This is a genomic window from Geobacter hydrogenophilus (assembly GCF_018501225.1).
Taxonomy (GTDB): domain Bacteria; phylum Desulfobacterota; class Desulfuromonadia; order Geobacterales; family Geobacteraceae; genus Geobacter; species Geobacter hydrogenophilus.
Genome location: NZ_JAHCZI010000003.1, coordinates 269,991 through 295,544, shown reverse-complemented (window position 1 = coordinate 295,544; position 25,554 = coordinate 269,991). Strand labels below are relative to the sequence as shown.

Below are 25,554 nucleotides of genomic sequence, written 5' to 3'. Positions count from 1 at the left end.
CAAACCCAAGAGCCTGGGACTTTCGAGTTCCGGGCTTTTGTTGTTTCTTGAAACAGGATATGAGATACGACGATGCAGTTCATCGATGAAGTAAAAATCCACGTCCAGTCGGGACACGGCGGTGCCGGGTGCGTCTCCTTCCGCCGGGAGAAGTTCATCCCCTTCGGCGGCCCCGACGGCGGCGACGGCGGCAAGGGGGGCGACGTCATCTTCACCGTCGACCCGAACCTTTCTACCCTCATGGACCTCCGCTACCGCCCCCATCTGAAGGCGGGGCGGGGAAAGAACGGCATGGGGAAGGACCGCCACGGCGCCAACGGCGACGACCTCACCATTCCCGTCCCCCCCGGCACCATCGTGAAGGACGCGGAGACCGGGGAAATCCTCGCGGATCTGATCGAACCGGGACAGACCGTGGTCCTCCTCAAGGGGGGACGCGGGGGCCAGGGGAACGCCCGCTTCACCACCTCCACCAACCGGGCTCCCAAGTTCGCCCAGCCGGGAGAGGACGAGGAGGAGCGCTGGCTGCGGCTGGAGTTGAAGCTCATGGCCGACGTGGGGCTCCTGGGCTTCCCCAACGTGGGGAAATCCTCGTTCATCACCAAGGTTTCCGCGGCCCGGCCCAAGATCGCCGACTACCCCTTCACGACCATCAAGCCGAACCTGGGGGTGGTTCCCTACAAGAACTACCGTTCCTTCGTGGTGGCCGACATCCCCGGCATCATCGAGGGGGCGTCCGAGGGGGCGGGACTGGGGCACCGGTTCCTCAAGCACGTGGAGCGGACCAACATCCTCCTCCACCTCATCGACCTCTCCTGGATCCCCGACCGGGACCCGATACGGGAGTACGAGACCCTCAACCGGGAACTGGCCCTCTTCAGTCCGGAACTGGCCGACAAGGAGCAGATCGCCGTCATCAACAAGATCGACCTCCCGGTGGTCCGGGAGAACCTCCCGCCAGTGCTGGCCTGGTTCCAGGAGCGGGGGATAAAGGTGTTCCCCATCTCCGCCGCCACCGGCGAGGGGATTCCGTTCCTCCTCGACGAAATCGCCCGGCACCTCTGGGGCGCGGCCGAGGAAGAGTGGTAACGTGGTACCAATGCGCGCATCCATCCTCAAAAAGGTCAAACGGATCGTCATCAAGATCGGGAGTCGAGTCCTCACCGGCGACGAGAACGGCCTCGACCACGCCTTCATCGCCCGGCTCGCCGCCGAGACCGCATCGTTGCGGCAGCAGGGGCGCCAGGTCATCATCGTCTCATCGGGTGCCGTGGCTGCCGGCAAGCGCGAACTCGGCATCGAGGGGCGGCCCAAGAGCATTCCCCAGAAGCAGGCCGCTGCCGCCATCGGGCAGTCGCGCCTCATGCGGGCCTACGAAGAGGACTTCGGCCGCTTCGGCCATAAGGTGGCCCAGATACTCCTCACCCGTGACGATCTCGCCAACCGTCGGCGTTTTCTGAACGCCCGGGCAACCCTCGACACGCTCCTGGACTTCGGCGTCATTCCCGTCATCAACGAGAACGACACCGTGGTGGTGGATGAAATCAAGTTCGGCGACAACGACAATCTCTCGGCCCTGGTCACCAATCTGGCCGAGGCCCACCTCCTGGTGATCCTGACCGACATCGACGGCTTCTACGACTCCGACCCCCGGGCTAACCCCGATGCCAAGCTGATCCACCTGGTGAAGAGCATCACCCGGGAGACGGAGCGGGCCGCGGGTGACAGCGGCTCCAGCGTGGGCACCGGCGGCATGGTGACAAAGCTGGCCGCAGCCAAAAAGGCGGGGCAGTTCGGAGTCCCGACCCTCATGCTCAACGGCACGGTGCCGGGAATCCTCACCGAGGCCTTTGCCGGCCGGGAGGTGGGAAGCCTTTTCCTCCCTGCCCGGGAGAGCCTCAACCGCCGCAAGCACTGGATCGCCCACACCCTGCGCCCCAGCGGCCGGGTCATCGTGGACGACGGAGCCCGGGCGGTCCTCTCCCGTCAGGGGAAGAGCCTCCTCCCCTCGGGGGTAATCCGAGTGGAGGGAGAGTTTGACCGGGGGGCCTGCGTCCGGGTATGCGGGGCCGACGGCGTCGAGATCGCCCGGGGAGTCGTGGACTACTCCCACGCCGAAATCGAGCGGATCCTCGGCCACCGGAGCAACGAGATCGAGGCGATCCTCGGCTACAAGTACGGGGACGAGATCATCCACCGGGACAATCTGGTGGTGCTGTAAAGAAGGAATTCAGGAGTCAGAATTCAGAACCCAGTAGATTCTTTCACCTGAATTCTGGCTCCTGTCTCCTGACTACTCATAACGGAGGTACCTCCCGTGACCATTGCTGAACAGATCCGCACCATCGCCGCAGACGCCCGCCAGGCATCAATCGCCATGGCGAAGCTCCCCACCACGGCCAAAAACGACCTTCTCATGGCCATGGCCATGGCCCTTATCAGCAACACCCCGCACCTGATCGACGAGAACCGCAAGGACCTGGAGGCGGGTGAGAAGAAGGGGCTTTCCAGCGCCATGCTCGACCGGCTCATGCTGGATGAGGCGCGCATCAAGACCATGGCCGACGGCCTGCGGGAGGTGGCGGGACTCCCCGATCCCGTGGGGGAAGTGACGCGGATGTGGAAGCGCCCCAACAACCTCATGGTGGGAAAGATGCGGATTCCGCTGGGGGTCATCGGCATCATCTACGAGGCGCGCCCCAACGTGACCGCCGACGCCGCAGCCCTCTGTCTCAAGGCGGGGAACAGCGTGATCCTGCGGGGGGGCTCCGAGGCCATCCACTCCAACCTCGCCATCGCCCGCATCCTGGGCGAGGAGATGGAGCGGGCCGGCATCCCGAAAGCGGCCCTGTCGGTCATCCCGTTCCCGGAGCGCGAGGGGGTCCTGGAGATGCTCAAGCGGGAGGAGTTCATCGACCTCATCATCCCGAGGGGGGGCGAGAGCCTGATCCGCTTCGTGGTGGAGCACTCGAAGATCCCGGTCATCAAGCACTACAAGGGGGTCTGCCACGTCTTCGTGGACGCCTCCGCCGACTTCGACATGGCCGAGCGGATCGTGGTGAACGGCAAGGTCCAGCGTCCCGGCGTCTGCAACGCCCTGGAAACCCTCCTCGTCCACAAGGACGTAGCCGAAACCTTCATTCCCCGCATTGCCGCAACCCTGACCGACCTCAAGGTGGAGCTGCGGGGCGATGACTGCGTCCGCCAGTTCGCCCCCCAGGCGAAAAAGGCCACGGAAGAGGACTGGCAGGCCGAGTACCTGGAGCTGATCCTGGCCGTCCGGGTGGTGGACGACCTGGACGAGGCCATCGACCACATCAACGCATACGGCTCCCTCCACACCGAGGCCATCGTCACCCGGGATTACCACAACTCCCAGCGATTCATCCGGGAGGTGAACTCCAGCACGGTCCTCGTGAACGCCTCTACCCGCTTCGCCGACGGGAATCAGCTGGGGCTCGGCGCGGAGATCGGCATCTCCACCACCAAACTCCACTCCTTCGGCCCCATGGGACTGGAAGACCTGACGACCACCAAGTTCATCGTCTACGGCGACGGCCAGGTACGGCAGTGACCGGGGACCAGGAACCAGAGACCGGCAAAGCATGAGAACGGGGATTCTCGGCGGCACCTTCAACCCGATCCACCATGCCCACCTTCGCATCGCGGAGGAGGTTCGGGACGCGTTCGCCCTGGACCAGGTCATCCTTATCCCCGCGGCTTCCCCTCCGCACAAGCCCATGGAGGGAGAGATCCCCTTCGAGGTCCGCTGCGAGATGGTCCGCCTTGCCACGGCGGACAACCCCTCCTTCGTCGTCTCCGACTTGGAAGGGAGGCGGACGGGAAAGTCCTACTCCATCGACACCCTGCGGGAGTTGCGGCGGGAGCGCCCCGGGGACGAGTTCTTCTTCATCATCGGCAGCGACTCCTTCCTGGACTTCGGCTCCTGGCACGAGTACGAAGCCATCTTCTCTTCGTGCAACATCGTGGCGGTGGAGCGCCCCGGCGCCGTTATCCGCGACCTGGCGGCGGCCCTCCCCGTTGCGGTGGCGCCGCAGTTTTGCTATCATGCCGCCGAAAAACGCCTCGCCCACCGCTCGGGATACTCGGTCTACTACCTGGCCGGCATTCCCCTGGACATCTCATCAAGCGCCATCCGCAGACTCGCCCGTCTGGGCCGTTCTATCAGGTACCTGGTGCCGGAGCCGGTCGCGCATTACATCACGGAACAAAGGATTTACACCCATGACCGATAAACCGACCCTCACCCCCCTTGAGCGGGCCCTTGAATGCGCCCGTCTCGCCCTCGACAAGAAGGCCCTCGACGTGAAGATCCTGAAGATCGGCCGTCTGTCGTCCATCGCCGATTATCTGGTGCTCGCCTCGGGCCGCTCCGACAGACAGGTCCAGGCCATCGCCGATTCGGTGAAGAAGGGGCTCAAGAAGTACGGCAAGGCCCTCGACGTGGAAGGGCTGAAGGAAGGTAACTGGGTCGTCATCGACTACGGTGACGTCCTCGTCCATGTCTTCCAGGAGGAGGTCCGCCGCTACTACAACCTGGACGAACTCTGGTCATCGGCCCCGACGTCGGAGATTCCCGACGCGTGGCTCTGGGAAGGGAAAGAAGGTATCCCCACGTGAAGCTGAAGGTCCTCTGGGTCGGCAAGACCCAGGAGGAGTGGCTGCGGCGCGGCATCGACGAGTACGCGGGCCGAATCAGGCGCTACACCCCCCTGGAGATCGCCGAGGCCCGTGAGGAAAAGGGAGCCGCCGCCGAGGCCATGCGGGCCCGGGAGTGCGAGCGGTTGGAGAAGCTGGTGCCGAAGAACGCCCGCCTCGTCCTGCTGGATGAGCGGGGCGATCAGCTGACATCCCCGGAACTGGCGGCCTTCATGGGCAAAGGCCGGGACAGCGCCGTGCCTGAGATGGTTTTCGCCATTGGCGGCGCCTATGGCTTTGCCGACAGTTTCCGGGCCCGGGCCGACAAAGTGCTCGCCCTCTCCCGTCTCACCTTTACCCACCAGATGGTGCGGGTCATCCTCCTCGAACAGATCTACCGGGCCCATACCATCCTCAACGGCGAACCGTATCATCACTCATGATATGAACTTCTATCTTCTTGTGGAGGAACCATGACCCGCCCCCTCATGCTCATGATCCTCGACGGCTGGGGAATCAACCCCAGCGCCGAGAACAACGCCGTGGCCCAGGCCCGGACCCCGAACCTCGACACCCTCCTTGCCACCTACCCGACCACCGAAATCCAGACGTCGGGGATGGCGGTGGGACTTCCCGATGGCCAGATGGGGAACTCGGAGGTGGGACACCTGAACATCGGTGCCGGGCGGGTGGTCTACCAGGACCTCACCCGCATCACCAAGGCGATCCAGGACGGCGACTTCTTCACCAACCCGGTGCTCCTGGAGTGCATTGCAAAAACCAAGGCTGCCGGCGGACGGCTCCACCTGGCAGGGCTCCTCTCCGACGGGGGGGTCCACTCCCACAACACCCACCTTTACGCCCTGCTGGAACTGGCCAAGCGCCAGGGAATCAGGGATGTGTTCGTTCATGCCATCCTCGACGGCCGCGACACCCCGCCCAAGAGCGGGGCCGACTACCTGGCCCAGCTGGAAGCGGAAATCGCCCGCATCGGCGTTGGTTCCATCGCCACGGTCATGGGACGGTACTGGGCCATGGACCGGGACAACCGCTGGGAGCGGGTGGAGCGGGCCTACAACGCCATGGTCCAGGGCGAAGGGGCTCCACGGGGAAGTTCAGCCGAAGCCATCGAGGCGAGCTACGCCGCCGACGTGACCGACGAATTCGCAGAGCCTTCCGTGATGGTCCGCGACGGCGCGCCGGTGGGGCAGCTGCGGGACCGGGACGGCTTCATCTTCTTCAATTTCCGCTCCGACCGGGCACGGGAGATCACCAGGGCGCTGGCCCTCCCCGACTGTGAGGGCTTTGCGCGGCAGGCGCGGCCAAAGCTCGCCTCCTACGTCTGCATGACCGAGTACGACGCCACCTTCGGCCTTCCCATCGCCTTCGGCCCCGAGGAGCTCAAGAACATCCTCGGCGACGTCCTTGCCCATGCCGGGATTCGGCAGCTGCGGATCGCCGAGACCGAAAAGTACGCCCACGTCACCTTCTTCTTCAACGGGGGCGTCGAGGAACCCTTCCCCCATGAGGAGCGCTGCCTCATCCCCTCCCCCAAGGAGGTGGCCACCTACGACCAGAAACCGGAGATGAGCGCCTACCCCGTCACCGACGAGCTCCTGAAGCGAATCGACAGCGATGCCTACGACGTGGTCATCGTCAATTTCGCCAACGCCGACATGGTGGGGCATACCGGGATCCTGGAAGCAGCCGCCAGGGCCGTGGAAGCGGTGGACAACTGCGTGGGGCGCATTGTGGCAAAGGTGCGGGAGAAGGGAGGCGCCGTCATCATCACCGCCGACCATGGCAACGCCGAGAGGATGGTGGACGAAACCGGAGGCCCCCACACCGCCCATACGAGCGAGCCGGTCCACCTGGTGCTCGCGGATGACAGCCGCAAAGGGATTCGGCTTCGTGCCGGCACCCTGGCCGACATCGCCCCCACCATGCTGGAGATTCTGGGCCTTTCCCAGCCGGCTGAGATGACGGGAAAGAGCCTCATCGTCCAATAATGACATTTTTTTGACAAAAATTCCTTCATTTGACAAAAAAAGGGCGCCGCACTCGATGCGGCGCCCTTTCCATTTCCGAAACTGACGTGTGGTTTTTATCCTTCCTCTTCCTCGCCGAAGGAAACCTCGCGGTAGGACCGTTCTTCCTCCACGCGCCGGGTCTGGGCCTGGAGCTTCTCCATATCGGACTGACACCGGACGCAGAAGCGGGCAAAGGGCATCACCTTGAGGCGGCCAAGGGGGATCTCCTCCTCGCACTCCTCGCAGATGCCGTACTCGCCATCGGCGATGCGGAGCAGGGCTTCGTCGATCTGGCGCAGCTTGTCCCGCTCCCGGTCGTTGAGGAGGAGCCCCAGTTCCCGGTCCCGCTCGCTGGATGCCTGGTCGTAGATGTCACCCGTGGGCTCGCCGGCATTCGTCTCGGTCCCCGACTTCAGCGCCTTGTTTATCCCTGCCAGGATCTCCTCCTTTGCCTTCAGGAGAAGAGCCTTCATTTCGTCTTGTTTTTCAACCATTTACATCACTCCATCGTTATAGGGTGGGCCAAAAGGTCTCGAAATGTTACTCAAAAACTTTTGATTGTCAAGCAAATTTCAGGCCCATTACTCTTCAACAATCTCGCCGATGAGGTCATAGTCGGACGAATCGGTGATCCGCAGCCGCACAATATCCCCCACGTTGGCATTGCCGGCGGTGATATAGACCTGGCCGTCGATGTCAGGGGCCTGCCGGGACGAACGCCCCTTGAGGAGGAGGTCGGTCTCGTCGCTGTACCCCTCCACGATCACTTCCTCTTCCGTGTCGATGAGGCGGCGGTTGCGCTTGAAGGAGAGCCTGGCCTGAACCTTCATGAGCTTCTTGTAGCGGTCCCGCTTGACCCGCTCCGACACCTGGTCCTCCATCCCGGCAGCCGGCGTTCCCTCCTCCCGTGAGTAGCAGAAGACACCGAGACGGTCGAACTGGGTCTCCTCCACGTAATGGAGAAGCGTGCGGAAATCCTCCTCGGTCTCGCCGGGGAAGCCGACGATGAGTGAGGTGCGAAGCGCGATCTCGGGGATCTCGGCACGGATCTTCGCGATGAGCGCCCGGATCTGAGGCTCGGTGCTCCGGCGGTTCATCCGCTTCAGGACCGGATCGCTGATGTGCTGGATCGGGATATCCAGGTACTTGCAGACCTTGGGCTCGGTCTTGATGATCTCGATGAGCCCATCGGTGATCCCGTCGGGGTAGGCATAGAGAAGCCTGATCCAGCGCAGTCCCACGATCTTCGCCAGTTCCCGGATGAGCTCCTCCAGGGTGGGGCTTCCCGGCAGATCGCGCCCCCAGGCGGTGATGTCCTGAGCAATGAGATTAATCTCCCTGGTGCCGGTGGCGACCAGTGTCCGGGCCTCCATGAGGAGGTTGTCAAGGGGGCGGGAGCGGAGCGCCCCCCGCAGTGACGGGATGACGCAGTAAGAGCAGCAGTTGGAGCACCCCTCAGCGATTTTCAGGTAGGCGGTGTAGGCCGGAGACGACTTGAGCCGCGGCAGGCTCTCGTCGAAGATGTAGTTGGGGTCGCTGATATAGCGGAGTTGCTCGGCAACGCCCCGCTTCTCGGCAATGATCTCGGCGATGCGGGGATAGTCGGCGGTCCCGACGAAGATATCCACCTCGGGAAGCTCCGTGGCCAGTTCCTCCTGGTAGCGCTGTGGGAGACAGCCGGTCACGACGAGGAGCTTGCAGCGGCCGTCGTGCTTGCGGTCAGCCAGATCGAGAATCGTGTCGATGCTCTCTTTTTTGGCGTCGCCGATGAAGGAACAGGTGTTGACGATGATGATGTCCGCCTCGTGCTCGTCGGTAGTGATCTCGTACTGGTCCTTGGCCAGGCAACCGAGCATCACCTCGGCGTCCACCAGGTTCTTCGGGCAGCCGAGGCTGACCATGCTAACTTTTTCCTTCATCAAATCCGCTCCCTCTCTCTGTTTCCGTAACGTCTAATCCCTGAAATTCACAAACTGAAGCTCGATCCCCAGATCCTTCCCCTTGAGGGTCCGGATCGCCTCCTGGAGGTCATCGCGGTTCTTGCCGGTGACCCGCACCTGGTCGTCCTGGATCTGCCCTTGGACCTTGAGCTTGGTATCCTTGATGACGGCCACGACCTCCTTCCCCTTCTCCTTGGAGATTCCCTGCTGGACGGTGATGATTTGCCGCACCATGCCGCCGGAGGCGGATTCGGCCTTGCCGTACTGGAGGGCCTTCGGCGAAATCCCCCGCTTGATGAACTTGGATTGGAGGATGTCGACGATGGCCTTCAGACGGAAATCGTCGTCCGCAAGAATCTTGATGGAATCCTTCTCCAGGGTCACCTCGCTCTTGGATCCCTTGAAATCATAGCGCTGGCCGATCTCCTTCACGGCCTGGTTGACCGCGTTGTCCACTTCCTGCATGTCCACCTTTGAAACGATGTCGAACGACGGCATCATCTCCTCCTTTATCTGGTTAGTGCCTTTGTTATCGGACTCCCCCCATGGGGTTCTGTATCACCTCAACACCCGGGGGAGGCGTAAAGGTGAAGAGCGAAGCCTTCACCCCACGGTTTACCTTGACCTTGCTGAACTCGATGGCGGTCCGGTTCCCCATCTGATCGAAGACCACGGACGACACGATGGGAAACGGCATCGTTGCGCGCCCCTGCGCCAGGTACTCTTCCACGGCCCGGCCCGACACGGTCAGGTGGAGCTTCTGGAAGGCCTGCCCCGGCTTCTTGGGCACAAGCTCCAGGACGTAGTTCCCCCGGGCGTCCTTCCCATCCCCCACGAAGCGGGCAGTGAAGTCCCGAGAAACCTCCCCCATCCCCGTTAGGTACGACAGGGCCACCCCTCCTCCCCCCGCAAAGAGGGAGGCAGCGTCCATGGTCATCACCTGCCGGTTCTCGGGAAGGTAGTACCAGACCTTCTTGCCGTTGGAGATGATCTCCTGGCGGGGTTTGGTGTAGTTGAAACGGAACATGGCCCCTGCTCCGCCCCCCTTGCGGATGAATACTTCCCCGGCGCCGGTCTGTGCCTTCTTCACCGAGGCCAGCTCGGAGCGCTGGGTAAAAGAGGCCTGCAGGTCCCTGAGGGATGCGTACCCCTTCTCCAGGGCCGTCACCACCTCGCTGACAGAGGCTGCAGCGGCAAGAGTCGGGGCGAAGGCCATAAGGGCCGCGACGAGGCACGGCAAAAGGCGACGAAAGATCATGGGCTCCTCCTGAGCGGTTGATGGGTCCATGCAAACAGCAAGGGCGGCATGTTTCATACCGCCCCCGCCAACAAACCTTACGGAAAACCTGCTTCAGTGCTTGCGGGGTGGCTTCACCACCTGGACCCCCGGGGGAACGGCAAACGAGAAGAGGCTGTCGCTCAGCATGATGTTCGTCCGCACATTGCTGAACTCCATGAGGGTCGTGCTCCCCTGATGGTCCACCATGGTGGTGGAGAGAATCGGAAACGGCCACTCCTGCCGGCCAATGCTGGAGACAGTGTTCACCGAGGTTCTCCCGCTCTGGACATAACTCAGGACCGCCTCACGGGGGACGACGATGAAGAGCTTGGCGATGGCCGCGGTGGCCCGGCGGGGGGTCAGTTCCAGCACGTAGTTGCCGGCGATGTCCTGCCCCTGGGGTGAAAAGACGATCAGGAAATCCTTGGATATCCGCGGCAGCCCCTGGAGGAAATTCGATGCCCGATCCCGGTCGGGATTAAAGGTATAGGGGTTAAAAACCGGCGTCACGTCGCTCACGATCACCTGGCGGTTCTCGGGGAGGTACATCCAGAGGGTCCGGCCGTCGGAAACGATCTCCTGCTTCAGGGGGCGGAAGTAATCGAAGCGGAACATGAGCGGCTCGCGACTGGAAGCCGTCTTGAAGAACATCTGGCCGTCGGCCCGCATCTCCCGTTCCTTCCCGGCAATGGTCGAGCGCTGGAAAAAGTCGGCAGTCACCGTGGCAAGGGGAGGAAGGCCGGTATTCCTGTCCGGCCTGAACGACTTCTCCACCGTGTCGATGACATCCTGAAGGCCGGCGTTCACTCTAGCCACCGGTGCCGCCGTGGCGGGAACCGCCCCTACGAGAAGCGCCAGGAATACCACGATGACGAGCCTGTAAATCTTCATGCCCCCTCCGCGCGACCGCTAAAGCTGCTTTATGGGCTGCTGCAGCGCCCTGACCATGATGATCCCGGTTGACGTATTGAACTCCAGACTCCGCCCGTAGTCCCCCCCCGTATCCTCGGCCACAAGGGGGATGCCGCTCCGCTCCAGGGCTTCCCTGGCCGCCGCGATATTGCGCTCGCCGATGCCGCCGTGGGCCGAGCGGTACTGGGGTTCGAACATGGTGGCGCCGCCGGCCAATTTTGCCACAAGTCGTTCAGGGGCGCAACCGCATTTGAGGAGCTCCTCCACCATGAGGTCGACGGCCCAGCAGGTGAATTTGGCTGTCCTTTCCGCGCCTTGCACTTCGCGGACAGGAGCGGGCAACAGGGTATGTGCAAGCCCGCCGATCCGGACTTCGGGATCATAGAGGGCGATGCCGACGCAGGAGCCGAGCCCGTAGGTCACAAGGACCACCGGGTCAGATGCAACCTTGTGCTCCGATATGCCGACGCTGATAATCTTGCTCAAAGTTTCACCCCTATGGCGTTGAGGATTATCTTCAGGGACACGGGGTCGGGAAGGAGGAAAAACTGGCCGTTGATCTTCTCCTCCTCTCCAAAAAAGTCGGTTTCGACCATGAGAGCCAGGTCACCGATCTCACCCAGTTCAATGAGGGCGTAGTCGATGACGGCACCGACCATATCAAAGGAGAGGACCGGCACGGAAGGGATCAGAGTCTTTCCCATGAGAGCGCCAAGGGCGTTCAGATAGGCGGAAGCGAGAATATTTCCCACCTCCTTGAGGGCCGATATCTCCAGTTCGGTAAGGAGTGTTCCTTCGCTCTTGTCCCGGGGAAGCAACCGCGAGAGGAGCTTCAGGGCGCTGTCACGGGGGAGAACGATGAGGATGTTCCCCCGGGCATCGCCGAGCATCTGGAGATAGATACCCACGACGAGCTTTTCGGCGCCGCCGAAGACCTCGGGCACCTTGCAAATTTCCGTCAGGAGCACTTTCGGGACGGTAAGCGAGATGCTCCGGCCGATAAGTTGAGAAAGGGCTGTGGCGGCGTGCGCCACCCCGATATTGCTCACCTCCCGCAGGGCATCCAGGTGTTCCTCTGTTAATGCATCGAATTTCATGCAGCTTTTCCCCCTATTCCATTACCGGCTTGGTGAAAACCACGGACCGACGCTTACCCTTCGGAGACCTTCCTGATGACCTCCTTGACCCGGTCGGGGTTGAAGGGCTTCAGGATAAAATCCCGCGCACCAAAGCTCTGGGCCTTCTGGACAAGGGACTCCTGCCCCACGGCGCTGCAGATGACGACCCGGGCGTGAGGGTCGATGGCCATGATCTCGCGTAGCGCCTCGATGCCGTTCTTGACCGGCATAATAATGTCAAGGGTCACGATGTCGGGCCGGACGTCGCGATAGGTCACCACCGCCTCGGCTCCGTCCGCCGCCTCGGCCACCACCTCGAAACCGTCTGCCTCCAGAATGCCCCGCAGCATATTCCGCATGAACAGGGCATCGTCAACGATCATCACTCTCTTCTTAGCCATGAATCCTCCATGTTTAGGCTTTCTGGATCTCTTTATGAAATTCAGCCGGTACCTTCGGCGCAAGCATTGCTGCCATTCGGCGGCAGGTGCTCGGCAGTGGGCCTCAGTAGACTGAAAAACGGTTCTTCTGATAAATCCGCTCCATGGGACAGAGGGTGGTGAACCGCTGCCGCACCTCTGCGACGAGGGTCTCTGCCTTGCCGAGCACCAACACCCCCCCTGTACGGAGAGAAGAAACGAACCCTCGCAGAATCCGCGCCTGCTCACTCCGTTCAAAGTAGATGAGGACATTGCGGCAGAGAATCAGCTCGCTCTCGACGGATGATTCAGGGTCGAACAGATCGCCGCGACGAAAGTCCACCATCTCCCTGATGGTCGGATTCAGCACGAACCGCTCTCCCCTGGGGCTGAAATGGCGATCCCTCACTTCGGAGGGAACCTCGGCGAGACGCTCCGGGGAATATATCCCGGCGCGGGCCGCATCAAGTATCCCTCCATCTATATCGGTCGCCACGAGGGAAACCTTGAACTCTTTCAGTGACTCGCGGAACGAATCTCTCAGGATGATCGCCAGTGAGTACGGTTCTTCGCCGCTGGCGCAGCCGACGCTCCAAAAGGTAGCACTGTCCCGACCCTCGCGCCGAAGCCGATCGAAGATCGCCGGGAGGACCGTTCCGCGCAGCGCCTCGAAGGTGGAACTGTTGCGGAAAAACTGGCTCACGTGGATGGTGAGCCCCTTGAGGAGAAGTTCCAGCTCCCTTTCATTTCGTGCTACGAGATCGCAATAGGCGTCTGCCGTCACGGAGCGGGTCGCCCTTACCCGAATGGCGATCCGCCGCTTCAGATACTTGTCCTTATAGCTGCTGATGTCAAAGTTTCGACGAACCTTCAGGATGTCCCGGACCCGCTCCAGTGCGTGATCGGGGAAATCAAGGGAGGTTTCGTCACTCTCGGTTGCCATCCATGTCGGTAAAATCATGGCCTCATGCCCTGCTTTGTCACGGGAGATGTCGGTTGTTGGCAGCAAGAACCGTTCCGGGAAGCGAAAGGGTTCCCCCCCGGGCGTCACCCTACGGCAAAATGATTGTAGCCACCGCAGGTAACGGGTATCTCGCGGCCATCGGGTCCCACCACCGCAAGGCCTCTGCCGTCGGTTATTTCACCGATGAGGGTGGCGGGACAACCGGTTTCCGCCAGGAGAGAAGCCACTTCCTCGCTCCGATCGGCCGAAACCGTAAACAGGAGTTCGTAGTCCTCGCCGCCGGTCAGGGCGAGAAGGGAGGGATTCGGGGTCATCTGGGGAGCGAGTTCGCGAAAAGAGGGAGAGAGGGGAAGACGGTCGAGCGTGAGGCGGGCACCAACGCCGGAAAGATCGAGGATGTGTCCCAGATCGGCGGCAAGGCCGTCGCTCACGTCGATCATTGCGCTGGGAAGCCTCGCCCCAGCCAGGGCCAGACCGGCCCGGACCCGGGGGGCAGGGTCCAAGTGGCGGTCCACGACCCATCCTCGGCGCTCGCCCCGTCTCAGGAGTTCGAGCCCCAGGGCCGAATCGCCAACGGTGCCCGTTACGAAAACATGGTCGCCGGGACGGGCACCGCCACGGCGGACAACCAGCTCCGGAACCTGCTCGCCGTGGAGGGTAACCGATATCACGAGGCCATTTGACGAGCGGCAGGTATCGCCGCCAATGAGGGTAACGCCGTATTCGCGGGCCAGATCAAGCATTCCCTCGATGAATCGGTCAAGGAACTCCACGGTCACCCCGGCAGGGACGGCAAGGGAGAGGAGAAAATGGCGGGGCTCCCCCCCCATGGCGGCCACGTCCGAGAGGTTCACCGCCAGGGATTTTCTCCCGAGGCGGTAGGGGTCGGTAAAGGCAAGGTCAAAGTGGATTCCCTCCAGAAGCATGTCGGAGGTAACGAGGAGCCACCGCCCCGGTACGGGCTCCGTGGCGGCAGCGTCGTCACCGATGCCGATCCGCACCCCGGCACCGTCGCCGACCCGGGAAGATATGCGTCCAATAAGGCCGAATTCCCCTATCTCCCGAAGTCTCAACTCTTTGCCCCGGCCATGGCCCCTTTGCGGGGAGCGGCAATTCCCCGCCGCGGCGGCGCCTTCGCCGTGGCTGCCGGTTTCCCCTCGCTGGCAGGAGGGGGTGGCGGGAAGGTTTCCAGGGCCACGGCGAGAACGTCGTCAATGACCTTGGCGGAAACTACCGTCACCTTCTTGAGGATATGCTTGGGGACTTCCTCAAGGTCCTTCACGTTCTGCTCGGGTATGACGATGGTTTTGATGCCGGCCCGGATGGCGGCGAGCATCTTCTCCTTGAGACCGCCGATGGGAAGAACCTTCCCCCGCAGGGTGATCTCGCCGGTCATGGCCACGTCTTTGCGGACCGGAACCCGCGTCAGGGCCGAGACGAGGGCCGTGGCCATGGTGACACCGGCAGAGGGGCCGTCCTTGGGGATGGCCCCAGCCGGCACGTGAACGTGGATGTCATACCCGGAAAGGAAATCCTCGGCCAGGTGGAACTCCTTTGCCTTGGAGCGGATGTAGGAGAGGGCCGCCTGGACCGACTCCTTCATGACGTCTCCCAGATGGCCGGTGAGGGTGAGCCCCCCCTTCCCCTTCATGATGGTCGCCTCCACGAAGAGGACTTCGCCCCCCACGGGGGTCCAGGCAAGGCCGGTGACGATCCCCACCTCGTTCTTCTCCATCTCCCCTTCCCGGATGAACCGTGCCGGCCCAAGGTACTTCGCCACCGTTGCCGGGGTGATCCGGAAACGCCGCGTCTCCCCCTCGGCCACCTTGCGTGCCACCTTGCGGCAGACGCTGCCGATCTCCCGCTCCAGGTTCCGCAGTCCCGCCTCCCGGGTGTACTTGGCGATGATCGTTCGCACCGACTCGTCGCTGACGGCGATCTCCTTCTCCGAGATGCCGTTCTCCTTCATCTGGCGGGGAATAAGGTAACGCTTGGCGATCTCCAGCTTCTCCTCCTCCGTATACCCCGAGAGCTGGATCACCTCCATCCGGTCCCGGAGCGGCCCCGGTATCGTGTCCATCTGGTTGGCGGTGGCGATGAACATGACGTTGGACAGGTTGAAGGGGAGGTTGATGTAGTGGTCCGAGAACATGTGGTTCTGCTCCGGGTCCAACACCTCCAGCAGGGCCGAGGAGGGGTCGCCCCTGAAGTCGGCCCCCAGCTTGTCCAGTTCGTCGAGCATAAAGACGGGGTTGTTGGAGCCGGCCTGCTTGAGCCCCTGGATAATCCGGCCCGGGAGTGCCCCCACGTAAGTGCGCCGGTGCCCCCGGATCTCGGCCTCGTCCCGCACCCCTCCCAGGGAGATGCGGACAAACTTCCGTCCCATGGCCCGGGCAATGGACTTGCCGAGGGAGGTCTTGCCCACGCCGGGAGGACCAACGAAGCAGAGGATCGGCCCCTTCATCTTCTTGCGGAGCTTGCGCACGGCCAGAAACTCCAGGATCCGCTCCTTGATCTTCTCCAGGTAAAAGTGGTCCTCGTCAAGGATCTGACGGGCCCGCTTGATATCAAGAACGTCCTTGGTCGCCTTGCCCCAGGGAAGCTCCACCATCCAGTCCAGGAACGTGCGGAGCATCCCCGCCTCGGCGGCGTCGGGGTGCATCTGCTCCAGGCGCCCCAACTGCTTGAAGGCCTCCTTCTCCACGACCGGAGGCATCTTGGCCTGCTCGATGGCCTTGCGGAGCTCGTTCAGTTCCTCGGAGCGGGGATCGGTCTCCCCCAGCTCCTGCTGGATGGCCCGCAGCTGCTCCCGGAGGAAGTACTCCCGCTGACTCTTCCCCATCTCCTCCTTGGCGGCCGACTGGATCTTCACCTGCATGTCGAGGAGCTCGTGCTCCTTGTTGAGATGCTCATTGACCTTCTGGAGCCGCTGGATCGGATCGATGATCTCCAGGAGGGCCTGGGCGTCATCGACCTTGAGGCCGATATTGCTGGCGATGAGGTCGGCCAGGCTTCCCGGCTCCTGCATGTTCTCCACGATCACGAGGACCTCGGGAGAGACGGCCTTGCCGAGGGAGACAATCTGGGTCAACTGCTCCTTGACAGCCCTCATGAGAGCCTCGGTTTCCAGGGACTCCTCGGGGCCCGAGGGCTCCACGATCCGCTCGATCCGGACCGTGTAGGCGGGCTTCGACTCCACGAACTCGGTGATCCGCCCCTTGGCGAGCCCCTGGACGAGAACCTTCACCCGCCCGTCGGGAAGCTTCAGCATCCGCATGATCATTGCCACGGTTCCGACGGTGTACATCCCCTCGGGGGTCGGTTCCTCGTCTCCCATCTCCTTCTGGGTGGCGAGAAAGATGAGCCGGTCCCTGGAGAGAGCCTGGTCCACCGCGTTGATGGAGATCTCGCGTCCCACGAAAAGAGGAAGGATCATGTACGGGTAGACAACCACATCCCGCACCGGCAACAGGGGCAAAACATCGGGGATTTTCAGTTCCTCGTTCTCCTGCCGGGGTTCTTTATCTTCAATTTCTTCCATTACTCGTCTCCTTGTTCTATCGGTATCTCGCGGATGATCTTACCCCGATCCGCGAGACGGGGAAAAGTGACCGTGAGGACCCCCTGCCGAAAAGAGGCCCTGACGGCGGCGATATCCACCGTGAGCGGGACCTCGACGGCGCGACAGAAGCGCCCGAACCTCCGCTCCAGACAACGGTAGCTCACCCCGTCACGGGTATCGTCACGCTTGACCCCTTCCAGAATCAGCGTATTACAGCATAGCTTGAGTGACAGGTCGCCCTGGTCGCAGCCGGGGAGTTCAAACTCTGCCGTGAATTCGTCCGGAGTCTCGAAGATGTCAATGGCCGGAAGATACTCGCATTCGCCCCAACGCTCCCCCCCGCCGGTGCGGGCGATGTAGTCGAAGACCTCGTCAATCTGCAGATGCAGGAGAGAGAGCCAGTCGAGCGGCTCCTTGGGAATAACGGCCATAGCACCCTCATGTGTGCGGAAAGACCTGGACGGAGAAATCCGCGCCCTCTGAAATTGAATTCAGGTCCAGTGTATCAGTTTAATCATCTAATCATCTTTGCGTCCGAAGTCAAGGCAATCCGCGCTGGCGAAAACCGGCGGGAATACCGCGCCCTTGCCCCCCGGGAGGCCCCGAAAGAGGTTAATCCGTTGAATTTTACCACCCCACTGTGTATAATCCCCCGAATTGCATATGCCGGCCGGACATTGTCCTATACCGACTCCCACTCCCTTCATCCGGAAACCGTGCCGCACTGGCGGCCGCCTGCTCCGCCCAACCGGCCCTTAAGCGCCGCCGCCACACCAGAACGTCCCATCAGCAAGGGAACCACTGCGAGGAGACTGCCGCCGGGCACCCCACGCACAACAAAGACCTGTCATGCAGACGAAACGACAGGCATCGAAACACACTCGAAACGATTTCAGGAGGACACTTCGTGATACACAGCAGAACGATCTTGGTCCCGACCCTCCTCTTTCAGCTTGCACTCGCGATCCCCCTTACCGCGGGGGCCGACAGCCGCTGCGACGACGCAAGGCGCCTGGCAGCCACCATTCCAGTGCAGGCCGATGGCGATATGACGAGGAAAACCGAGGATGTCGTCCTCGAATCCTGTGCCGACGGGGCCGCGGGCTATTTCGTCCGAGGCCTCCGCGCGGAGCGGGCGGGACGCCATGACGAAGCAATCAAGGATTACCGCGAGGCTCTCCGCCTTGAGCCGGCCTTTCCCCGGGCACAGGGAAACCTGGGCCTCGCCCTCCTGGCTCAAGGAAGCCACGACGACGCCGTCGTGGAACTGACCCGAGCCATCTCCTCCGACCCCGACCCACGCTACCACCATGGCCTTGCCATGATCTTCGGCCAGCGCAAGATATACTCCCTCGCCCTCTACCATTACGCTGAAGCGGCAAAAGGGCTCCCTGCCGATCCGGTAATCCCCACCGAGCTTGCCGCCCTCTACCGTGAGATGGGCAAGGGAAGCGACGCCGAAAAGCAGTACCGCAAAGCTCTCAGCCTCTCCCCCTCCCACGAAGAGGCACGAGTGGGCCTTGCGTCCCTCTACATGGCGGAAGGGCGGACCGACCGGGCAATCGAGGAGTTGAAACAGGCCCAGATCGCCAGACCCGGGAACAAGGAGATCAGCAGCCTCCTCGCCGAGGCCTACGAGAAAAAGGGGGACCGTCAGGCAGCCGACTATCAGTCACTCCTGGCGGGGAAGCAGCGCGGCGTTCTCTCCGACGAGCGACTCAGGAGGGGAGACGAGCTCATGCAGACCAAGGAGTATGCGAAGGCCGCGGAAGAGTTCAAGGCGGCCCTCAGGGAAAAACCCGACTGGCCAGAGGCCCTGATGAAGCTCGCCGAAGCCCAGACAGCAGCGGGGCTCGATGACGAGGCCATTACCTCCTACAAGGAACTGATCAGGCTCAAACTCGGCACCGGCGATACCCACTACAACCTCGGCGTCCTCTATGAGCGGAAGGGTCTCATCGACGAGGCAGTGGTCGAGTACAAACAGGCAATCCACAGTTCTCCCGACAACGGCGACGCACGCCGGCGCCTGGCAGACATATACGCGTTTCGCGGCAGCTACCCCCAGGCCATCGAGCAGTACCGTGAGCTTCTCAAGAAAGGGGACAACAACCCGGTCCTCCATCTGAAACTCGCCCGGGCACTGCTGGGGGCCAAGACCCCCAAGGAAGCCATGGCCTCCTACCAGGAAGCCCTCAAAATCGCTCCCGACAACCTGGAGGCCCGCCGCGAACTGGCGGCCCTCTACCGCAAGGGCAACCAGAACGAGGAGGCGGAGAAGCAATACAAGGAAATCCTACGCATCAAGAAAGACGACGCCGAAGCCCGCAACATCCTCACCGCGCTCTATGTGAAGTCCAAGAAATACGACGAATTGATCACCCTTCTGAAGGACGGAGTGGAACTTGCCCCCAATGATCCTGCCAGCCATTACAAGCTTGGGCTCATCTACGAATTCAAGAAGGAGTACGATGCCGCCGAACAACAGTACAAAAAGGCGGTGGAACTGAAGGGGGATCACGCCAAGAGTCTCAACGCCCTGGGACGGATCTATCTGAAGACGGGAAAGATCTCTGAAGCAAAGGGAGCTCTGGAAGCAGCCAAGAAAGCCGACCCGGGGATGGAAGAAACAGCCGTCCTTCTGAGTAACATCAAAGAAGAACTCTCTCCCGAGCCACCCCGCTACAGCAAGAAAGGGCGCAAAGGAAAAGCTTCGAAAGAGGCAAAAAAATCCCGGGCGTCAAAGAAGAAATCATCGAAGAAGGGCGCCAAGGCCACTTCCAAGAAATCATCCACCAAATCCGGCGGCAAGGCCAAAAAAGCCAAGAAGAGCCACTAGGGGCCTGCCCGCTCACCCAGAAATATCCTCTTATTGATAACAAGAAGGGCCGGCATTGCCGGCCCTTCGCACATCGGAAACCTTTGCCCTACTTCGAGGGATCGTCCTTTTTCTCCGGCTTAATCTCGATTTCATCCTTTCCATCCGATGCCTTCTTGAAGTTCCGGATGCTCTTGCCAAGGGCGGCTCCGATCTCGGGGAGCCTCCCGGCGCCGAAGACCACCAGGACAATGACGAGAATAACTATCAACTCGGGCATGCCGATTCCAAACATATGGACCTCCTTCTGCCATGAACGGTACGAAAAGTATTACATCTGGGTCCTTAAAAATCAAGAGATCATCCTTCATCGGCACCCGACGGTCTCCCTCGCTCCCTTCAATTTTTCCTGTCTTTTATGATTGACTGCCGATAGAATTAATCTCGAACATCTCAAAAACAGCAGCATATTTTATTTATACTCTTCTACTATCCTTTTCCTCTATGGTATATATTGTCTAACTTGTCGGCAACGCTAGATGCAAGGGCCTTCCATGACCAACAGACACATTCTCCTTGTAGAAGACAACCCCGACGACGAAGTACTGACGCTTCGCGCACTCCGCAAGCACAATATCGCCTCCGAAATTACCGTGGCACGGGATGGGGTCGAGGCCCTCGATTTTCTGTTCGGCACCGACACCCACGGCGGACGCGACACGACCATGCCCTGCCTGGTTCTTCTTGACCTGAAACTCCCCAAGGTGGACGGGCTCGAAGTCCTGCGCAGAATCAGAAGCGACGAACGGACAAAGCTCCTTCCGGTGGTGGTCTTCACCTCCTCCAACGAGGAGCAGGACATCCTTGAATGCCATACCCTGGGGGCCAACAGCTACATCCGCAAGCCGGTCGATTTCAACCACCTGAGTGAGGCGCTCCGCCTCATCGGCACCTACTGGCTCACCATGAACCTGACCCCGAAGCTCTCCAACGCCGCAAGGTAGTCGCAAGCCGCGGCAACTCTCTTCCGAAACATTCCCATAGCTCCGGATCCCGTGCGTCCTTTTCCCCGATGCAAACGCAACCCGTCCATGGTACTATCCCCCCATGGACCGTTATACCCTGGTAAGTGACTATTCTCCCCGCGGAGACCAACCGAGGGCCATCGAGGAACTGAGTGAGGGAATCCTCCGAGGCGACCGGCACCAGGTCCTCCTGGGGGTCACCGGCTCGGGGAAGACCTTCACCATGGCGAACGTCATCGCCGCCACCAACCGTCCCGCCCTGGTCCTGGCCCCCAACAAGACCCTGGCTGCGCAACTCTACGGCGAATTCAAGGAGCTCTTCCCCCACAACGCCGTAGAGTACTTCGTCTCCTACTACGACTACTACCAGCCCGAAGCCTACATCCCCACCACGGACACCTTCATCGAGAAGGACTCCTCCATCAACGACGAGATCGACAAACTTCGCCACGCGGCCACCCGCAGCCTCCTGACCCGGCAGGACGTGATCATCGTGGCTTCGGTGTCGTGCATCTACGGCATCGGCTCCCCGGCCGAGTACCAGGCAATGCACATCTTCTTCCACGAGGGGGAGGAGTACGGCCGGGACACCCTGCTGCGCAAGCTCGTGGAGATCCAGTACGAGCGCAACGACATTGATTTCCACCGGGGAACCTTCCGGGTGCGGGGGGACATCGTGGAGATCTTTCCGGCCCACGAGGACGAGAAGGCGCTGCGGATCGAATTCTTCGGCGACACGGTGGAGGCCATCAGCGAGATCGATCCCCTGCGGGGGGTGGCGCACCAACGGCTCGCCAAATGCGCCGTCTATCCTGCGTCCCACTACGTGGCCACCCGGGAAACCCTTGAGCGGGCAATCGAAGAGATCAGAGTAGCCCTGCGGGAGAGAATCCAGTGGTTCCGGGAGCAAAACATGCTCGTGGAGGCCCAGCGAATCGAACAGCGGACCATGTTCGACCTGGAAATGATGGAAGAGATGGGGTTCTGCCAGGGGATCGAAAACTACTCCCGCCACTTTGACGGCCGGGCGCCGGGGGAGCCTCCCTATACCCTCATCGACTATTTTCCCAAGGATTTTCTCCTCTTCGTGGACGAATCCCACATCACCGTCTCCCAAGTGGGAGGGATGTACCGGGGGGACCGAAGCCGCAAGGAGACCCTGGTGAATTACGGGTTTCGCCTCCCCTCGGCCCTGGACAACCGCCCCCTCACCTTCCAGGAGTTTACCGCCCGGCTCAACCAGACGATCTACGTTTCCGCCACCCCCGCCGACCACGAATTGCAGCAGGCCGGCGGCGTGGTGGTGGAACAGGTGATCCGCCCCACCGGCCTCCTGGACCCGGTCATCGAGGTGCGGCCTGCTGCGGGCCAGGTGGACGACCTCCTCCACGAAGTCAGGGAAACTACCGCCCGGGGCGAGCGGGTGCTGGTCACCACCCTCACCAAGCGGATGGCCGAGGAACTGACCGACTACTACCGGGATCTGGGGGTGCGGGTGCGGTATCTCCACTCGGACATCGACACCATCCAGCGGATGCAGATCATCCGGGACCTGCGCCTCGGCGAGTTCGACGTGCTCGTGGGGATCAACCTCCTGCGGGAGGGGCTCGACATCCCCGAGGTCTCGCTGGTGGCGATCCTCGACGCCGACAAGGAGGGATTCCTCCGTTCGGCCCGGTCCCTGATCCAGACCTGTGGCCGGGCCGCCCGCAACGTCAATGGCTGGGTTATCATGTACGCCGACGCGGTAACCGGCTCCATGCAGGCATGCATCGACGAGACCGCACGGCGTCGGACGATCCAGGAGGCTTTCAACACCGAGCACAACATCACCCCCCGGACGGTGAAAAAGGGGCTCCGCACCATACTCGAATCCATCGAGGAGCGGGACTACTACACCATTCCCCTTGCGGCCGAGCCTCAAGAAGAGTACGTTCCTGCCGATGAGATTCCTAAGCTGGTGAAGCGGCTTCGCAAGGAGATGCTCGCCTTTGCCAAGAACCTGGAATTCGAGAAGGCAGCCGAACTCCGTGACCGGATCAAGAACCTGGAGGAGCGGCACCTTCAGTTCCACCCCTGAAATGCCGGAGAACGTCATGAAACCACCATCAGTACTGCTCGTCGACGATGAACGCTTTTTTCTCTCCGTGCAGCGGGACTTTCTCAAGGGCTCCCCGATCGCCGTCCTCTCCGCCCCGGGGGGAGAGGAGGCCCTGAGGATCGCCCGGGAGCAGCGGCCCGACCTGATCTACCTCGACTGCCGGATGCCGGAGATGGACGGCGTCGCCTGCTGTACCATCCTCAAGGGGGACCGGGAACTGCGCACCATTCCCGTTCTGATGATGGTGCAGGAGGGGAAGGAGAAGGACCGGGAGCGGTGCCTTGCAGCGGGGTGTGACGGGATCATCGCGAAGCCCATCGACCGGCGGGAGTTCCTCGAAGCTGGGCGGCGATTCGTCCCCGAGGTGGAGCGTCGCCACCAGCGGATCCGGTGTGGTTCCCTGGCCGTTTTCCGCAGGGGGGATGCCAGCTTCCACGGCTCCATCGAGGACATCAGCTTCTGCGGGGTGTATGTGGGGTCCCGGTGCGACGTGAAAATCGAGGATAGAATTCAGCTCGGATTCTTTCTCCCCGGGAGCGATCTCATCGAGACCGACGCCCGGGTGGCGTGGGTGAACCAGGGGCACCGCCGTATCAAACCGACAATGCCCGAAGGGTTCGGGGTCGAATTCGTCGGTATCGCCGCCGAGGCCGCCGACCAGGTGAAACGGTACATAGCCGCTTACGTTCCCCGGTAGGAATCAGCCCATGCACGTCAACGCTCCGTCGCCCCCCTTGAAAAGCTCTCCCTACGCACGTTACGTCCTGGCCCTTCTTCTGGGGGTCAACCTTCTCAACTACATCGACCGCCAGGTCCTCTATGCCGTCTTTCCCCTCATCCAGCATGATTTCAGCCTCTCCGACACGGCCCTGGGGCTTCTGGGAAGCGGCTTCATGGTCACCTACATGGTATCGGCTCCCCTCTTCGGGTGGCTCGGCGACCGCTGGAGCCGGACCAGGCTCGCCGCGGCGGGCCTCGGGATCTGGAGCGTGGCCACCGCCGCCGCGGGCCTTGCCCCCACCTATCCGGCATTGTTGACCGCCCGCACCACGGTCGGGGTCGGTGAAGCGAGCTTCGGCACCGTCTCGCCCGGTCTCCTTGCCGAATTTTTCGACCGAGAGCGCCGGGGGCGCATCCTCTCCTACTTCTACCTGGCGATTCCCGTGGGAAGCGCCCTCGGCTATCTCCTGGGAGGGGTCATCGGCCAGCAATGGGGATGGCATGCGGCGTTCATGATGGTGGGTCTGCCGGGGCTTCTCCTCGTCCTCCCGGTCTGGCTCATGCGGGAACCGCCCCGCCGCACCGACGCCGCACCGGAGCAGAACGATGCCCCGGACCACGGCGGCTACCGCGCCCTGTTTCGGAACCGCTCTTTCATCGCCAACACCCTGGCCATGGCGGCCATGACCTTCGCCCTGGGGGGGCTTGCCCAGTGGATACCCACCTTCCTCTACCGGGAGCACGGCCTCAGCGTGGCCACCGGCAACACCCTGTTCGGGGGGCTCACCGTGGTTACCGGCATCTGCGGTACACTGACCGGCGGGTGGCTTGGCGACCGCCTCCAGCGCCGCACCCCCAAGGGGTATCTCCTGGTCTCGGGCTGGGGGTTCCTCCTGGGGACGCCGGCGGCGGCCTACGCCATCCTCACCCCTTCCCTCAACCACTGCCTGGGGGGGATGTTCCTGGCCGAATTCTTCCTCTTCCTCAACACCGGCCCCCTCAACACCGTCATCGTCAACGTCACCCGCCCGGCCGTCCGCGCCATGGCCTTCGCCGTGAACATCTTCTTCATCCACGCCCTGGGGGACGCAATCTCACCCACCATCCTCGGCCGGCTCTCGGACATCTGGGGGCTCCGCACTGCCCTCCTCTCCACCCCTGTCGCCATCCTCGTTGCGGCCCTCTTCGCCTTCCTCTGCTGCCGCAGCATCGAAGGGGACATGGCAAAGGCCGAGTAGCCCCTGGCACCGCCAATCCTCTTTCGTTCCCTCCTGAACTATGCTAATGCAAGAGTCTCGAAGGTCTGATTTTTCTATCCGCGGGAGACATTCATGAAAAAAGACATTCTCGAAAAGGGGGCGATCGTCCAGCGGGACCGGGAAACCTACGCCATCGCCCCCCATATCCCCGGCGGCATCACCGATACCGCCACCCTCCGCAAGATCTGCGACGTGGCCGACCGCTACGGAGTCAAGGAGCTGAAACTCACGTCGGCCCAGCGCATCGCCCTCATGGGGGTGAAGGAAGAGGACCTGGACGCCATCTGGAGCGACCTGGACCAGCAGCCGGGTGCGGCCATCGGCCTCTGCGTCCGGAGCGTCAAGATCTGCCCCGGCACCACCTGGTGCAAGCGGGGGGTGCAGGATTCGGTGGCCCTCGGCCTGAAGATCGATACCATCTACCACGCCATGGAGCTTCCCAACAAGATGAAGATGGGGATTTCGGGATGCATGGTCAACTGCGCCGAAACGATGCTGAAGGACATCGGGGTGGTGGGGACGCCGAAAGGGTGGCGGATCTACGTGGGGGGAAACGCCGGTGCCCGGCCCCGCATCGGGGAGGTATTCACCGATACCGCTCCTGACGATGACGAGGTTCTGACTGTTGTTGCACGGATCGTCGACTACTACAAAGGCTCCGGCAGCGAGCAGCGGCTGGGGCGGATCGTGGAGCAGATGGGGATCGAGGCGTTCCGGCAGGCGGTTCTCGGCACCTGACGGAAGGCCC

26 protein-coding genes are annotated in these 25,554 nt (G+C 62.1%); 13 read left to right on the top strand and 13 right to left on the bottom strand.

Annotated elements, in window-relative coordinates:
• The first annotated feature begins 72 nt into the window (after nt 1-72).
• The 7 genes from obgE (at nt 73) to gpmI (ending at nt 6,668) form a co-directional block, all read left to right on the top strand.
• Nucleotides 73-1,089 (top strand): GTPase ObgE, encoded by a 1,017-nt coding sequence (obgE, locus tag KI811_RS07285; RefSeq protein ID WP_214185810.1) that lies wholly within the window; start codon nt 73-75, stop codon nt 1,087-1,089.
• Between the two features lie 10 nt (nt 1,090-1,099).
• Entirely contained in the window at nt 1,100-2,221 is a 1,122-nt protein-coding gene (gene proB, locus KI811_RS07280; RefSeq protein ID WP_214185993.1) for a glutamate 5-kinase, read from the top strand.
• Nucleotides 2,222-2,317: 96 nt separating this feature from the next.
• The gene (locus tag KI811_RS07275) at nt 2,318-3,574 is read left to right on the top strand and encodes a glutamate-5-semialdehyde dehydrogenase (RefSeq protein ID WP_214185809.1); all 1,257 of its coding nucleotides are present in this window, start codon (nt 2,318-2,320) and stop codon (nt 3,572-3,574) included.
• A gap of 31 nt (nt 3,575-3,605) precedes the next feature.
• Entirely contained in the window at nt 3,606-4,256 is a 651-nt protein-coding gene (gene nadD / locus KI811_RS07270; RefSeq protein ID WP_214185808.1) for a nicotinate-nucleotide adenylyltransferase, read from the top strand.
• Nucleotides 4,246-4,641, top strand: coding sequence for a ribosome silencing factor (rsfS, locus tag KI811_RS07265; protein WP_214185807.1), 396 nt, complete (start codon nt 4,246-4,248; stop codon nt 4,639-4,641). The genes nadD and rsfS overlap by 11 nt, the downstream gene beginning before the upstream one ends.
• Nucleotides 4,638-5,102 (top strand): 23S rRNA (pseudouridine(1915)-N(3))-methyltransferase RlmH, encoded by a 465-nt coding sequence (locus tag KI811_RS07260; protein ID WP_214185806.1) that lies wholly within the window; start codon nt 4,638-4,640, stop codon nt 5,100-5,102. Before rsfS ends, KI811_RS07260 begins: the two co-directional genes overlap by 4 nt.
• 30 nt (nt 5,103-5,132) lie before the next feature.
• A complete protein-coding gene (gpmI, locus tag KI811_RS07255; RefSeq protein ID WP_214185805.1) occupies nt 5,133-6,668 on the top strand; it encodes a 2,3-bisphosphoglycerate-independent phosphoglycerate mutase in 1,536 nt (511 codons plus the stop codon).
• Between the two features lie 95 nt (nt 6,669-6,763).
• Here gpmI and KI811_RS07250 read toward each other — a convergent pair whose 3' ends face one another.
• The 12 genes from KI811_RS07250 to KI811_RS07195 all read right to left on the bottom strand — a co-directional run bounded on the left by KI811_RS07250 (nt 6,764) and on the right by KI811_RS07195 (nt 17,314).
• A complete protein-coding gene (locus tag KI811_RS07250) occupies nt 6,764-7,183 on the bottom strand; it encodes a TraR/DksA family transcriptional regulator (RefSeq protein ID WP_214185804.1) in 420 nt (139 codons plus the stop codon).
• Between the two features lie 87 nt (nt 7,184-7,270).
• Entirely contained in the window at nt 7,271-8,608 is a 1,338-nt protein-coding gene (gene rimO, locus KI811_RS07245) for a 30S ribosomal protein S12 methylthiotransferase RimO (RefSeq protein WP_214185803.1), read from the bottom strand.
• A gap of 33 nt (nt 8,609-8,641) precedes the next feature.
• Nucleotides 8,642-9,127 (bottom strand): YajQ family cyclic di-GMP-binding protein, encoded by a 486-nt coding sequence (locus tag KI811_RS07240; protein WP_214185802.1) that lies wholly within the window; start codon nt 9,125-9,127, stop codon nt 8,642-8,644.
• A 31-nt stretch (nt 9,128-9,158) separates the two neighbouring features.
• Nucleotides 9,159-9,887, bottom strand: coding sequence for a LolA family protein (locus KI811_RS07235; RefSeq protein WP_214185801.1), 729 nt, complete (start codon nt 9,885-9,887; stop codon nt 9,159-9,161).
• A gap of 93 nt (nt 9,888-9,980) precedes the next feature.
• Nucleotides 9,981-10,799, bottom strand: a complete 819-nt coding sequence (locus tag KI811_RS07230) for a LolA family protein (protein ID WP_214185800.1) — start codon at nt 10,797-10,799, stop codon at nt 9,981-9,983.
• A gap of 18 nt (nt 10,800-10,817) precedes the next feature.
• On the bottom strand, nt 10,818-11,306 hold the full coding sequence (locus KI811_RS07225) for a chemotaxis protein CheD (RefSeq protein ID WP_214185799.1): 489 nt from the start codon (nt 11,304-11,306) through the stop codon (nt 10,818-10,820).
• Entirely contained in the window at nt 11,303-11,917 is a 615-nt protein-coding gene (locus KI811_RS07220; RefSeq protein ID WP_214185798.1) for a chemotaxis protein CheC, read from the bottom strand. Before KI811_RS07220 ends, KI811_RS07225 begins: the two co-directional genes overlap by 4 nt.
• A gap of 53 nt (nt 11,918-11,970) precedes the next feature.
• Entirely contained in the window at nt 11,971-12,339 is a 369-nt protein-coding gene (locus KI811_RS07215; RefSeq protein ID WP_214185797.1) for a response regulator, read from the bottom strand.
• 103 nt (nt 12,340-12,442) lie between these two features.
• A complete protein-coding gene (locus KI811_RS07210) occupies nt 12,443-13,318 on the bottom strand; it encodes a CheR family methyltransferase (RefSeq protein WP_214185796.1) in 876 nt (291 codons plus the stop codon).
• 86 nt (nt 13,319-13,404) lie between these two features.
• Nucleotides 13,405-14,394 (bottom strand): thiamine-phosphate kinase, encoded by a 990-nt coding sequence (gene thiL, locus KI811_RS07205; RefSeq protein ID WP_214185795.1) that lies wholly within the window; start codon nt 14,392-14,394, stop codon nt 13,405-13,407.
• A complete protein-coding gene (lon, locus tag KI811_RS07200; RefSeq protein WP_214185794.1) occupies nt 14,391-16,862 on the bottom strand; it encodes an endopeptidase La in 2,472 nt (823 codons plus the stop codon). The genes thiL and lon overlap by 4 nt, the downstream gene beginning before the upstream one ends.
• Complete coding sequence (locus KI811_RS07195) at nt 16,862-17,314, bottom strand: Hsp20/alpha crystallin family protein (RefSeq protein WP_214185793.1); 453 nt, start codon at nt 17,312-17,314, stop codon at nt 16,862-16,864. The genes lon and KI811_RS07195 overlap by 1 nt, the downstream gene beginning before the upstream one ends.
• 476 nt (nt 17,315-17,790) lie before the next feature.
• Here KI811_RS07195 and KI811_RS07190 point away from each other — a divergent pair, with 476 nt between their 5' ends.
• Nucleotides 17,791-19,722 carry a tetratricopeptide repeat protein gene (locus KI811_RS07190; protein WP_214185792.1) on the top strand — a complete coding sequence of 644 codons (1,932 nt, stop codon included), beginning with the start codon at nt 17,791-17,793 and terminating at the stop codon, nt 19,720-19,722.
• Between the two features lie 88 nt (nt 19,723-19,810).
• Here the strand turns inward: KI811_RS07190 and KI811_RS07185 are convergent, their stop codons facing one another.
• The gene (locus KI811_RS07185; protein WP_214185791.1) at nt 19,811-19,996 is read right to left on the bottom strand and encodes a twin-arginine translocase TatA/TatE family subunit; all 186 of its coding nucleotides are present in this window, start codon (nt 19,994-19,996) and stop codon (nt 19,811-19,813) included.
• A gap of 259 nt (nt 19,997-20,255) precedes the next feature.
• Here KI811_RS07185 and KI811_RS07180 point away from each other — a divergent pair, with 259 nt between their 5' ends.
• The 5 genes from KI811_RS07180 to KI811_RS07160 all read left to right on the top strand — a co-directional run bounded on the left by KI811_RS07180 (nt 20,256) and on the right by KI811_RS07160 (nt 25,544).
• Nucleotides 20,256-20,705, top strand: a complete 450-nt coding sequence (locus tag KI811_RS07180) for a response regulator (RefSeq protein ID WP_214185790.1) — start codon at nt 20,256-20,258, stop codon at nt 20,703-20,705.
• Nucleotides 20,706-20,808: 103 nt separating this feature from the next.
• Nucleotides 20,809-22,806, top strand: coding sequence for an excinuclease ABC subunit UvrB (uvrB, locus tag KI811_RS07175; protein WP_214185789.1), 1,998 nt, complete (start codon nt 20,809-20,811; stop codon nt 22,804-22,806).
• Nucleotides 22,807-22,822: 16 nt separating this feature from the next.
• A complete protein-coding gene (locus KI811_RS07170) occupies nt 22,823-23,524 on the top strand; it encodes a response regulator (protein WP_214185788.1) in 702 nt (233 codons plus the stop codon).
• A gap of 10 nt (nt 23,525-23,534) precedes the next feature.
• Nucleotides 23,535-24,785: a spinster family MFS transporter gene (locus tag KI811_RS07165; RefSeq protein ID WP_214185787.1), complete on the top strand. Its 1,251-nt coding sequence runs from the start codon at nt 23,535-23,537 to the stop codon at nt 24,783-24,785.
• Between the two features lie 93 nt (nt 24,786-24,878).
• Complete coding sequence (locus tag KI811_RS07160; RefSeq protein ID WP_214185786.1) at nt 24,879-25,544, top strand: nitrite/sulfite reductase domain-containing protein; 666 nt, start codon at nt 24,879-24,881, stop codon at nt 25,542-25,544.
• The last annotated feature ends 10 nt before the right edge of the window (nt 25,545-25,554 follow it).